Consider the following 12,445-nt stretch of genomic DNA (forward strand, 5'->3'; position numbering starts at 1 on the left):
CCCACTCTTCTGCGTTCAGCGGAGGCGCAGGTCGGACCGCTTGACCCAGCGCAGCCCCACCGACGTCCGGATCTCGACCCACTTGCCCGTGTACGACACGCGCGTCGCGCTGACGGCGGTCCCCGCGCCGAGCGTGCGCGGCCCCGTGCCGGTGCCGAAGTGGTCGGCGCCGGCGCACTTCTGCAACGGCGAGACGACCGCGCGCGTGCGATCGGTCACGACGTAGGTGCGCGAGGTGCTTCGGGTGCCCGCCGGGTCGGAGCAGATCGTGACCTCGTCGCGCGGGATCCAGCGGTCGCCGGCACCCGTACGGATCCGAAGCCAGTTGCCGGACTTCGAGACGCGCGTGGCCTTCACCAGCGTGTCGTCGCCGATGTACCGGCTGGGCGACGTCCCCGTGCCGTAATGGTCGACGCTCGTGCCGCACTTCGCCATCGGGTACTTCTCGGCGTCGACGCCGTTCTTGACGAGGTAAGCGCGCGACGCCGGCCCCGTGCCCTTGGGCTGGAGGCAGATCGACACCTTGTCGCGGGCGATCCACCGCTCCCCCGAGCTCGTGCGGATCCTGAGCCAGTTCCCCGTCGCGGACACTCGCGTCGCTTGGACCATGGTGCCCTCGCCGACGGCCTTCGCGCCCGTCGTGCACTTCGCCCAGGGGCCGAGCTTCGCGCTCGTCGACGACGTCACGACGTACTCGCGCGAGGCGCCGGAGGTGCCGCTCGGCGTCACGCAGGCGGCCTGTGCCGTCGTCGCCCGCTTGAGGTACGCCGTTGAGACCCAGCGCCTGCCCTGCTCGGTGACGACCTCATACCAGCCGCCTCCCGCTGTCTGGCGCGTGGCCTTGACGATCGTGCCCTTCGGGAGCGAGGAGATGCCGGTGTCGCACCCGGTGCTCGGCGCCTTGCGCGCGTTCAGGTCGACGGTGGTGACGAACGCACCGCTCTTCGCGCTCACGCCGCTCGGCACCGTGCAGGGCGATGTGCGCGTCGGCCCGAACCAGTCGGTGTAGTAGTTGTAGAAGTTGCGGTTGCCGTACGTCGAGCAGCTGTCGCCCGTGCCGTAGCCGGCGTTCAGGGCCGCGCGGTTCGGCTGGTACGGCGTGTAGTAGTACAGCGCCGCCGTCGCCTTGTTCTGGATGGTCACGGGTGACGAGCCGCACGCGGCGTTCGGGCTGTAGCGCACGTTCGACGTCTTGCCGACGGGGTACCAGCTGAAGTAGTCGTCCTGCGTGTAGACCTGCAGCTGCCGGGCCGCGCCGTACACCTGGTTCTGGAAGCCGTAGTAGCGCGTGTCGCACGCGGCCGTGTCAGGGCACGCCATTCCCATGGCGATCGTGTACCGCCAGTCGCTCGGCCAGACGTGCGTGACGAGGCCCTGCTCCTTCTGGAGCATCACGATGAGCGCCTTCGGGTTGATATCGCACGACTTCGCGACGCGATAGATGATGGCCGCCGCGCTCTCGCCCGTGCGCGCCGTGTAGCCGTCGCAGAATCGGTCAGGCGCCTTGTAGTTCGTGTTCTGGCGGAACTCCGGGAGGCACGTGTAGCCGCTCTGGCAGTTCGGAACCTTCTCCGCGAGGAAGGACTTGATCGCCGACAGCGACATCGTCGAACCGTTGAAGAGTTCTCGATCGCTGATGATGTTGCCCGCGTTCCATCCGCGCAGTGATGCGCGCAGTTCGGGTTCGACCGTCTCGAGGATCGCCTCGTCGTCACCCGTCGACATGGCCATCCGGTCCATCACCTCGGGGGTGAGAACCGCGTTCTTCGCCATGCCCGCGTTGTTCGTGAAGCGCGGGTCGTCCGTGCCCGCGGGGTCGGGCGTCAACGTCTGCAGCTCTGCCGGGTCTCCCGCATCGGATGCGGAACCGTCGGTCGCACCGGGCTCCTCCGCCGGCGCACCGCCGTCAGCGGAACCCTCGGCGGAGTCGTCCTGCGGTTCGCCCGCGTCCGTCGAACCCTCGACCGGCGCGACGTCCTCCGGGGTCTCGCCGTCCGGCGCGTCCGCCCCCGTGCCGGGCGCGGGGTCGCCGTCGGTCTGCTCGACGGACACGTCCTCCGAGGGTTCCTCGGCATCGGCCTGTTCGTCGGGTTCTGCCTGCTCTGATCCGGGCTCGGCGGCCTGCACGGCGCTGGGAAGCGCCGCCCCGTCCCCCGGTGCGACGGCCGAAGCGGCCGTCGGAATCAGCGCCGCAGTCAGTGTTGCAACGGTGGCCAAAACGATGGCGTGTCGCAGTCGAGCTGTGGTTCGCATGTGAATAGAGTGACAGATGTATGTGTCTGTTGAAAACCCTGGCAACAGATATCCCAGGATGGGCGTGTCGCGAAGCCGCGCCGCTCGCCCCCATCCGCCGGGCAGGCGAGGCTCGGTCCACAGGGTCTCTGCGGCGGAACGACGGCAGACTCCCCACAGGCTTCCCAGGTACCCGCAGGGCAGCCCCCTAGGCTGACCCCGTGACGAACCTCTCCGCTGCATCCGCTCCCCGCCGTTCGGCGGGCGGCCGCCGGCGTCCCCGCCGTTGGCCCTGGATCACCGCCCTGGTCATCCTCCTCATCCTGATCGTCTGCGCGATCTTCGGCTTCATCTTCGTCAAGCAGGCCCTGGACGTGCGCCAAGACCTGCTCGCCGCGAAGACCGAGCTCTCGGCCGTCGTCGGCGACGTCGAATCGGGTGACGCCGACGCCATGCAGGCCAGCGCCGACGAGATCCTCGAGCACACCACGAGTGCCAATGAGAAGGTGTCGACGCCCCTGTGGGCCGTCGCATCGCACGTGCCGTTCGTGGGCCAGAACGTCGACGCCGTCCGCCGCACGACCCAGGCCACGCACGTCCTCGTGGAGGACGCACTGCCCCCTGGCCTCACGATCATGTCGAGCATGGACCTCGGCTCGGCCGACGTCGAGGGCGGCGGTCTCGACCTGACGCCGCTGATCGAGGCGCAGGACTCCCTCCCGCAGATCAGCGACGCGTTCGCCGAAGCGGAGAGCATCGTCGCCGACATCGACCGCGAGAACCTGATCCCGATGGTCGACGGCGCGATCGGTTCGGTGCTCGACATCATCGAGACCGCCAGCCCGACCGTGCAGGTCGTGGCCGACAACCTGCCGACGATCCTCCAGATCGCCGGCGCCGAGGAGCCGCAGCGCTACATGCTCGTGTTCCAGAACAACGCCGAGATCCGCTCGGGCGGCGGACTGCCCGCGGCGACGGCGGTCGTCGACGTCGCGAACGGCAAGGCCGACCTGGCCGAGCAGACCAGCACATACACCTTCCGCCGCGACATCAAGGTGATCGACCCCCCGGACGAGATGGAGCAGCTCTACGACGGCGAGACGTTCACGGGCTTCGGCAACTTCACCCGCACGCCGAACTTCCCGACGACCGCCGAGGCGTTCGACTCGCTGTGGAACATGACGACGGGTGAGTCGCTCGACGGCGTGATGAGCCTCGACCCCGTCGTGCTCTCGCACATCCTCGGTGTGACGGGCCCCGTCACGGCGAGCGACGGCACGGAGCTCACCGAGGACAACGTCGTGGAGCAACTGCTCTACGAGACGTACGTCCGCTATCCCGGCGAGCAGCAGGACCTGTTCTTCAGCGATGTTGCCGCCCGTGTCTTCGAGACGGTGGCCGCTGGCGATTACGATGCGCTGGCGATGCTCGACGCGCTCAGCCAGGGCGCCGAGGAGCAGCGCTTGAACGCGTGGTTCCCGGACGAGGCGTCGGAGGACCTCATGGTCGAGCTCGGCATCGACGGTGCACTGCCGACCGACAACGCCGAGACGACCGAGGTCGGGATCTTCCTGAACGACTACGCGGCGAGCAAGCTCGAGTACTTCCTCGAGTCGGACGTCAGGGTCTCGTGCGACGCGGGCGCCGGAACGATGACCACGGACATCACGGTCGCCAACAACGTGCCGCCCGAGGGCATGACGGAGTACCAGCTCGGCATCCGGAACAAGGGCTACGGCATCCCGACGACGTCGTTCATCCTCGACACGATGTACTTCGCTCCCCCCGGCAGCGAGATCACCGAGTCGACGCCGGGCGACGACCCTGGCGCGACGCGCACGGGTGTCGAGCGCGAGCGGAACGTCGTGAGCAACCGCTACTTCGTGGCGTCGGGCGAGAGTCGCACGTTCTCGTTCACGAGCACGATCCCGGACGGCGACAACGGCCCCGTCTCGGTGCGGTACTCTCCGTCGGTCACCGACACCCCCGTCGACATCGAGGGCAACTGCGACGGCGCGATGTAACCGGCCGCACAGCAGAATCTGATGCCCGCGCCTCCTGATGGAGGTGCGGACATCCGCTTCTCGGCCGACTCACGAGTCTTCGCCCCGGTGCTCTCCGCACGGAGGAACGCACGGATGACGACAGGAACGCGCCGCCGCACCCTTCGAGGATGCGGCGGCGCGTTCCTGTCGTGGTGCCGGTGGATCAGACGATGCGGCCGAACAGAGGGTAGACCGTCTTCTCCAGCAGCTTCGCGCGCGTGCCGCCCTTGAACAGCAGCACATCGCCCGGCCTGCTGGACTCTACGACCATCCGGTTGAAGTCGGCGCGCCAGGCGAAGAAGTACGCATTCATGCCCTTCGCCTTGGCTGCCTCCGCCATGTAGCGCGCGTCGGTCCCGACGCACAGCAGCATGTCGATGTCCAAGTCGGCGAGCTTCTCACCGACTGCGGCGTGATCCTCCTTGGACTTCGCACCGAGATCCGGGATGTCGCTCACAACCGCGATGCGACGCCCGCCCTCGGCGATCGGCACGCCGACGAGGGTTTCGGCGGCGGACAGCACCGATGTCGGGGTCGCGCTGTACGTGTCGATCAGGAACTTGTAGCCACCCTTCTCGATGAGGTTCTGCCTCACCGAGTCGGGCACGAAGCGCGACAGGCCGGAAATGATCTTGTGCGGCGGGATACCGGCTTCGCGGGAGACGGCGAACACGCCGAGCGCGTTGCTGACGTTGTGGACGCCTTGGAAGTTGAGCTTCGCAGGGAAGACCCCGTCGGGCGACACGATCTCGAACTCGAGCCGCTCGCCGTCGTCGCGGATGTCGCGCGCGTGGTAGTCGCAGGTCTCGTCTCTCACGCTGTATCGGATCGTGCGAACGTCTGGGCTCTGCTCGCGCAGGTACTCGTTGTCGTTGTTGATGACGAGCACGCCGTCGGGCTTCAGCCCATCGACGATCTGCATCTTGCCCTCGATGACCCGCTCGATCGAGCCCATCTGGCCGAGATGACCATCGCCGATTGCGGTGATCAGGGCAATGTCTGGGGCGAGAACCGTCGACGTCTCGCTCGCCGCGCCTGGCGAGCCGCCGTGGACCTCTTGGATATAGGCCTCGTCCTCGGGCGAGAGCTTCTGGATCACGAGACCAGCGGTGAGAATTGTGTTGTTGTTGCCCTTCACCGTCAGCGTCCGATACTGACGCACGAATGCCTCTGCCAGGAGTTCCTTGGCCGTCGTTTTCCCGACCGTACCGGTGATGGCAACCGTGATCGGCGAGTACTTCGCCTTGATCGCGGCCATCAATCTGCCGTATACGCCGCGCACCTCGTCAACGACGAGCGTCGGGATGTTCCGCTGCGGTTCCGTCGCAATTGCGAATCGGACTCGAGCCTTGCGCGCAGGCAACGGGCGGATCTGTTCCGTCTTCGCGAGATTGCCGGGGCGCGGCAGGAAAATGGCGACACCGCCGCGGCGCAAGTCCTCCTTACGTGCGGCGATATTCGTCACCGGCTCGTCGATCGCGCTGCCGAGCGCCGCGCGCGCCTCGAGCGAGAACGGGACACCAAGAATGTCACTGATCTGCGACGGCGTCAGTTGTGGCCGGAACCGTTCGCTGACGCGCACCTCGCGTGCCGTTTCCTGCGCGACTTCCCCGCCGATTCGTTGCTCAACATTAGCTACGTCCTCCGCGAAGAAACTCTCGCGGTAGGAGCGTACGTAGCCCTCGCCGGCCGGTACGATCGCGTTCATCGCGCCGTCGTACGTCGCGTACCGGCGCACCGGCACATACTTGGCGTCGGCCTCGAGCGACCCATCGGCGAGGCGCCTGATCGCGACCTTGACGACCGCCGCAGGCGACTCGATGCGCGTGTCTGGACCGGCCATGAGCGTTCCGAGACCTGTCGCAATCGGTACCCGTCGCTGGTCGGACGTCGTGTGCACCCGATACTTCGACAGCACATTCGGTACGGAGCACACAACGTAGTCTGCGCCGGCCTCAGCGACACGGCGCGCGGCCGCAAGCCGGTCGTTGAATCCGATCTGTTCACCCGCGGAGCGACAATCCAGATACGTGAGCACGTACTCAGCGCCGCCTTCACGGACGCGCTGAATGTCCTCGCGAGCGCGCTCCTCATCGAACTCATTGAGGAGAGTCTTAGCTCCCTCGTTCGTGATGTACTTCCGCGTTTGGTACGCATTCATCGTGTACGAGAGGACGGCGATCCGAATGCCGTTCACCTCGAAGATCGGCGCTTTGTTGATCCCGAGCCCGCTCGGCGCAATGCCAGCTTCTCGCGTCGCTCGTTCTGTGGAAGCAATGCCCCGTACACCAGCGTCGAGGTTGAACGGGTTGGCCAGCGCCAAGCAATCGAATCCCGCGTACATCAAGGCGTCGAGATACTGAGGACGCGCGTTCGCGTAGTGCCCCTCACGGAAGTCTGCACGCATCAGCGACATCGGAGGATACATGTCGGCAACGACGGACCCGAAGCTGCCGATCGCAAGGTCAGCGGATTGGAGCAGCTTGCGCACATGCCGGAACAGTGGACGGAACTGATAGGTGTCGCCCATGTCTGCAGCGCGCTCCATGGCGCCGTCATACATCAACGAGCCGCCAACCAACACAATCGCCTCATCGAGCGCGGTGTCTTCGTCACGCTTCCAAGTACCGGATGCATCGTCGAACGCGTACTCGGCACGGACTTCTTCTCGATCCGAATCCTGACGGAAGAACGTCGGTTCCTGGACCGAGTATGCGTCCACGAGTGCGTCGTCCGGGGTCGCCGTCCTCGATTCATCCGACAGTCGGGCCAGCGGTGAGCCATCGCCTGCAAGCTGCGTGTACTGCGTGCCGAGGGCCGCCGCAATCCGACTAACGTCCTCCTCTGCGCGAAGCGGGCTGTATCCGTAGGCACCGTCGAGCAGCGCATCCGCGGGCACTGCCTTGACGAATCCGCGGATGTGATCGCCTTCAAGGATGCGGCACGGCGTGTAGCCGTCTCCCTTGATCACCACGGAGCCGCCAGCATCACGGCCGAGCGTGAGCCGTGCGACGAACGTGTCCATCGTGATCGGGCGTGCAAGTCCGATGTCCGACAGGAAATTTCCGCCGGAGTAGATCACAGGCACCCGGCGCCCGTCTTCGGCTTCCACGATCGTGTATGACTGCGGGCAATGTGAGTGGGAGCCGAAGACGTAGTCGGCCCCGCCGTCGACCACCATCTGAGCGAAGCGCTCCTGCCGCTCGGTGATCATCGTCGTGTACTCACGTCCCCAGTGCGCGTATGCGATGACGAACTCCGCACCTGCTTCACGTGCTGCCGCGATGTCAGCGCGCACGCGCGACTCCTCGAACTGGCTCGTTATCGTCGCGAGTCCTTCCGAGGTGAAGTTCGCCTGCTTCATCTTCTGCCGTGCGCCGTCGAGGAAGGACACCACGCCGATCCTGATGCCCTTGATCTCGAAGAGCACGTAGTGAGGGTCGGCCGGAGAAGCGTACATCCCGTTGTGGATCAGTTCGGCACGGTTGAGCGCGTCAAGTGTCTCAAGCACGCCACGGGTGCCCGCGTCGTACATGTGATTCTGAGCATTCATCACCAGGTCGAACCCGCCCTGCCGAACCGCCGCGACGAATGCGAACGCGGTGTTGAGGTGCGGCCGATCATCGATGTACTTCGACTCGTGCATGTACGGCGTCGACGAGGAAACCATCGTCTCCATGTTGCCGATCGCAAGATCAGTCGATGTCAGCAACGGCGTAATTGCTTCAAAGCTCTCTGTGAAGTCGTAGACACCATCTTGCAGCGCCGAGCTCTGCTGTTTGAACCGACTCATCAGGTCACCGACCATCGAGATCGTGACTTCGTCGCTGGTGTCACCCGACGGGTCAGCAGGTCGATACACGCCGTCGTGCAGCTCGAAGCGACTCGGGACGATTGGAGTGCGATTAGATTCCTCGTCACCGCGTTCGATCGGCTCCGCGGCGGGGCGGAGGTCGAATCTATCCAGGAACACCTGAAGCAGCTCGGGTGAAGCCAATACTTCGGAGACGTTCAGTCCGTGTTCCGCACCAAACTGTGACACGACGGGCTGCTCGGGCAGTTCCGCCGTGACCGACGCCAGACCTTCTTCGAGTGCATGAGCGTGCGCAGGCGAACCTTCCTCGCACACGATCGCAGTCGTTGCTGCGAAAGCGCTCTTGCCTATCGTCTCGGTCTCGCCCGGGACAGCGATGCGTTCCAGGCCGGTGCAACCGGCGAAAGCGTTCTCCTCGATCGTCCGTACGCCCGAATGCAGCCACACCTGCGCGAGCGAAGAGCAGCCTTCGAAAGCTGACCGAGGTACGCGGCGCACCCGGAATGGAATCACGATCTTTCGCAACGACGAACACCCGCGAAGCGCCTCTTCACCGATGTAGCGCAGCTCAGTCGGCCAGGACCGCTCCACGATGGTCCGGTCCACGGTGAGACCGAGGCTGATGCCCGTCTTCACGTAGTGCGGCATGTCTACGAGCGAGCTGCAATCGGCGAACGCTCGACTCGCGATGCGCTGTAAGTCGTACGGCAGGAACACACGCTCGAGTGTGGTGCAACCCGCGAAAGTCTCGGCGTTGATGACTTGAAGGTCGCTCGGGAGCTCGATCTCCCGCAAGGAGGTGCAATTGGCGAACGCCTCGGACCCGATCAGCGTCACGGTTTCCGGCACCAGGACCGAGGTGAGCGACGAACTGCCCGCGAGCGCCCCTTTACCGATGGTCGTCACAGGCAGACCCTCGACTGCCGCTGGGATCTCCAACTTCGTAAGGTCGCGATCAACGCTGACCAGCTTCGCTCCGTCGGCCCCCAGCGCGTATACGGCGCCGGCCAGGGCCACCCTGCGCCCCTTCGGGACCTTGGTCTTCGGAGTTGAGTTCGTCGGTTCCGCTTTCCCAGGCGCGACGCCAGGGCTATCTGAATCAACTCCAGCCGGATTCACAGGCTCATGCGCATCTGATTCGTCGACACCGTCTGAGGATGCTTCACCGTCCTCCGCGTCCTCCTCGAAGGACGCGAGCGCATTCAGCGTCTCTGCGACATCGGACTCGCGAGGCTCGTCGGTGTCCGCTTCGGTGTCGTATACCTGGTCCGGCAGTGCATCCGAAGGTTCCACCGGTGGCTCAGTCGCCGTCTCGCGCGATGCTTGTGGGTCCGCTGTGGTCGGGCCGACAGACTTGAGCCGCTTCTTCACACCCCGCGCGACAGCACGCGCCTTGCGGACCATGTCCCGGTCAGCCATTGTCTTTTCCTTTCAGGGTCGCTGCCAGAGCGGTCATTGTTCCTCGGTATGACTGCGCTCGGGCAGCGGCAGAGCAGTCTTCCGTGAGAGTCTAGGCCGGTCACGGCTCGACCTCACCTCGAGGTGAGTCCATCGAGTAGAGCTCGTGCGATCACGCAGCGGCCATGCCGATGCTGGCAGCGATCGAGTCGCGCATCTCCGCGAACTCGGGCGTCTCGCGCAGTTCCGCGCCGCGGAGCGGCCGGCCGTACTTCTTCGAGATGCCGATCGGCTCGTCGCGCACGACGCGCCCCGGGCGCGGGCTCATCACGATCACCCTGTCGCCCAGGACGATCGCTTCGTCGACGCTGTGGGTGATGAAGAAGATGGTCTTCTTCTTCTCCCGCGAGAGGTCGAGAAGGTCGTTCTGCAGCTTCTCGCGCGTGATCGCGTCGAGCGCACCGAACGGTTCGTCCATGAGGATGATCTCAGGGTCATTCGCGAGCACACGCGCAATCTGCGTGCGCTGCTGCATGCCTCCGGACAGTTCGTACGGCTTGCTCTCATGGAAGTCGGCGAGGCCGACCGTCGCGAGCGCCTCCGACGCCTTCCGTTCCCGTTCCGCGGCGCTCACCCCCTTGATCTTGAGGCCGAATTCCACGTTCTTGTGAACCGTCAGCCACGGGAACAGCGTCGGCTGCTGGAAGACGACGCCGCGTTGGCGTGCGGGGCCGGCGATCGCTTCGCCGTCCATTTTCACGGTGCCGGTCGTAGGCTCGAGGAAGCCCGCGATGATGTTCAGGAGCGTCGACTTGCCGCAGCCGGAGGAGCCGACGACGCACACGAACTGCCCTTCGTCGATCTCGAGATCCGTCGCGCCGAGAGCGTCGATCGTCTCCCCCTTGTCGGTGACGTACTGCTGTGAGATGCCGTCGAGACTGAGCTTCATCACTCGGCCGCGTTCTCGATCGCGTCGCTCCACGGCGCATCGGCGTAACGCTGCTCGTCGCCAATTCCGTCGACCTCGCCCTGGTCGGTGAGGAACTGCGCCGTCGACAGGAGCGTGTCGCCGAGGCCGCCGCCGAAGTACTCGTCGCCCAGTTGCTCGCTCGCCGTCGGATACGCGTACCCCTCAACGAGGGCCTGTGCTTCCTCGACCGAGACGCCGAGCTCGACGGCGACGCTCTCGCTCGCCGTCGCCGGGTCGTCCTGAATCATCTGACTCGCTGCATTCTGCGCGGCAGTCCAGACCTCCATGAACTCGGGGTTCTCCTCGATGAAGGCGGTCGTGCTGCCAGCGAGGTCGTACGTCGCCCGACCAGCCTCGGCGGTCTCGGCGGCGGTCAGCAGCAGGTGTCCGCTCTCCTGGAGCTCGGCGAGGGTCGGGTTCCAGACCCAGGCGGCGTCGATCTCGCCACGGTCCCAGGCCGCCAGCATTGCGTCAGGCGCGAGGTTGATGACGTCGAGGTCGTCGGTGGTCATGCCCGCTTCGTTGAGCGCGGCGATCAGCGAGTAGTGTGCCGTCGATCCGAACGGAACGGCGACGGTCTTGCCGGCGAGCTCCTCGACGGACGACAGCTCTTCCTGCGTGATGAGTGATTCCGCCGCACCGATCACGTCGAAGATCCAGATCGTCTTCACGTCGAGGTTCAAGGGCTCCGCCAGGAGCTTGACCGCGGGGCCGGAACCGACCAGCCCGATGTCCGCCGATTCCGAGCCGAAGGCCTGGACGACGTCGGCGCCTGAGGCGTACTGTCCCCAGTTGATCGTGGCGTTCGGCATGCAGGTCTCGAGCCAGCCCAGGTCCTTCACGACCAGGTCGCCGTTCGGAATCGGCTGATACGCAATGTTGACCTCGGTCGTGATCGAGTCATCGACCTCGACGGGGCAGGCGGTGAGCTCGTCGCTCGCTCCCGTACTGTTCTGCTCCGATTGCGGCGTGACGCAGCCGGCGAGCAGCGCTACCCCGGCGACGGCGGTCAGGGAGAACGTGAGTGCGGCCTTGCGGTTCATGGATTCCTCCGGTTCAGTGCGGTCAGACGCGGCCGTGCCATGGCGTCAGGAGCCGCGAGATGATCTTGATGAGCGAGTCGAGCGCGACGGCGACGATCCCGATGACGATGATGCAGGCGATCGTGAGCGCCGTCTGCAACTGCGTGCCCGATTGGTAGGCGAGGCCGCCGATTCCAGGGATGCCGTTGTTCAGCTCAGCGGCAACGACCGTCGTCCACGCGAAACCGGTCGCGATGCGGATGCCGCTCAGCAGCTCCGGCAGCACGCTCGGAAGGAGGACCTTCGTCGCGACCTGCAGGCGGGAGGCGCCCATCGACTGCGCGGCCCGGATGTGATCCTGTTTCACTCCGCGCACTCCGTTCATGGTGGCGATCACGAGCGGAGGGAACGCGGCGAGGAAGAGCAACCAGTACTTCGAGACGTCACCGATGCCGAACCAGACGATCAGCAGTCCGACGTAGCCGAGCGGCGGCAGAGCGCGAAGGAAGTTGATGTACGGGTCGAATGCGTCGCGCATCCAGCCGATCGTGCCCATCATGAAGCCGATGATCGGCCCCAAGACGATAGCGGCGCCCACCCCGACGGCGATGCGACCGAGCGAAGCGATCAGGTGCTGCCACATGAAGTAGTCGAACTCGCCGCACACCATGCGCGAGCTGCCCTCGGAGATCGGACGACACGTGTTCGACTCTACAAACGCCGCCACGACCGCGCCCGGTGTCGGCAGGTATGTCTCGGGCACGAGCCTCAGCGCCGTGACCATCCACCAGACGGCGAGCAGGACGACGAATACGGCGCTCGCCAGAACGAAGCGGCGCGTGCGCGGCTTCATCGTCGCGGTCCTCTTTTGCGGCACAGTTTCCCCTCAGCGAGATCATTGCTCAGCCTCGATCGGTCCTCCGATCCCGGTCGTGAACGTGACGATATTACTTGAAACGGTGCT

Annotated in this window: 6 protein-coding genes; 1 reads left to right on the top strand and 5 read right to left on the bottom strand. The window is 65.5% G+C overall.

Annotated features, from left to right (window positions below; translation table 11 throughout):
• Nucleotides 1–15: 15 nt before the first annotated feature.
• Nucleotides 16–2,253, bottom strand: a complete 2,238-nt coding sequence (locus tag C0010_RS13165; protein WP_158685621.1) for an SH3 domain-containing protein — start codon at nt 2,251–2,253, stop codon at nt 16–18.
• A gap of 200 nt (nt 2,254–2,453) precedes the next feature.
• Here C0010_RS13165 and C0010_RS13170 point away from each other — a divergent pair, with 200 nt between their 5' ends.
• Nucleotides 2,454–4,256: a DUF4012 domain-containing protein gene (locus C0010_RS13170; protein ID WP_105567557.1), complete on the top strand. Its 1,803-nt coding sequence runs from the start codon at nt 2,454–2,456 to the stop codon at nt 4,254–4,256.
• Nucleotides 4,257–4,440: 184 nt separating this feature from the next.
• On the opposite strand, the gene C0010_RS13175 is transcribed toward C0010_RS13170, so the two are convergent.
• From C0010_RS13175 to C0010_RS13190, 4 genes are all read right to left on the bottom strand, one after another.
• A complete protein-coding gene (locus tag C0010_RS13175; RefSeq protein ID WP_105567558.1) occupies nt 4,441–9,510 on the bottom strand; it encodes a CapA family protein in 5,070 nt (1,689 codons plus the stop codon).
• 151 nt (nt 9,511–9,661) lie between these two features.
• Nucleotides 9,662–10,438, bottom strand: a complete 777-nt coding sequence (locus tag C0010_RS13180) for an ABC transporter ATP-binding protein (protein ID WP_105567559.1) — start codon at nt 10,436–10,438, stop codon at nt 9,662–9,664.
• Complete coding sequence (locus C0010_RS13185) at nt 10,438–11,502, bottom strand: taurine ABC transporter substrate-binding protein (protein ID WP_105567560.1); 1,065 nt, start codon at nt 11,500–11,502, stop codon at nt 10,438–10,440. Before C0010_RS13185 ends, C0010_RS13180 begins: the two co-directional genes overlap by 1 nt.
• A gap of 22 nt (nt 11,503–11,524) precedes the next feature.
• A complete protein-coding gene (locus tag C0010_RS13190; protein ID WP_105567561.1) occupies nt 11,525–12,334 on the bottom strand; it encodes an ABC transporter permease in 810 nt (269 codons plus the stop codon).
• Nucleotides 12,335–12,445 lie beyond the last annotated feature (111 nt).

This window comes from Microbacterium halophytorum (assembly GCF_002970975.1).
Lineage (GTDB): Bacteria > Actinomycetota > Actinomycetes > Actinomycetales > Microbacteriaceae > Microbacterium > Microbacterium halophytorum.

Coding starts and splice junctions, on each gene's coding strand:
- C0010_RS13165 (WP_158685621.1), bottom strand. CDS start 2,253: ATGCGAACCACAGCTCGACTGCGACACGCCATCGTTTTGGCCACCGTT.
- C0010_RS13175 (WP_105567558.1), bottom strand. CDS start 9,510: ATGGCTGACCGGGACATGGTCCGCAAGGCGCGTGCTGTCGCGCGGGGT.
- C0010_RS13180 (WP_105567559.1), bottom strand. CDS start 10,438: ATGAAGCTCAGTCTCGACGGCATCTCACAGCAGTACGTCACCGACAAG.
- C0010_RS13185 (WP_105567560.1), bottom strand. CDS start 11,502: ATGAACCGCAAGGCCGCACTCACGTTCTCCCTGACCGCCGTCGCCGGG.
- C0010_RS13190 (WP_105567561.1), bottom strand. CDS start 12,334: ATGAAGCCGCGCACGCGCCGCTTCGTTCTGGCGAGCGCCGTATTCGTC.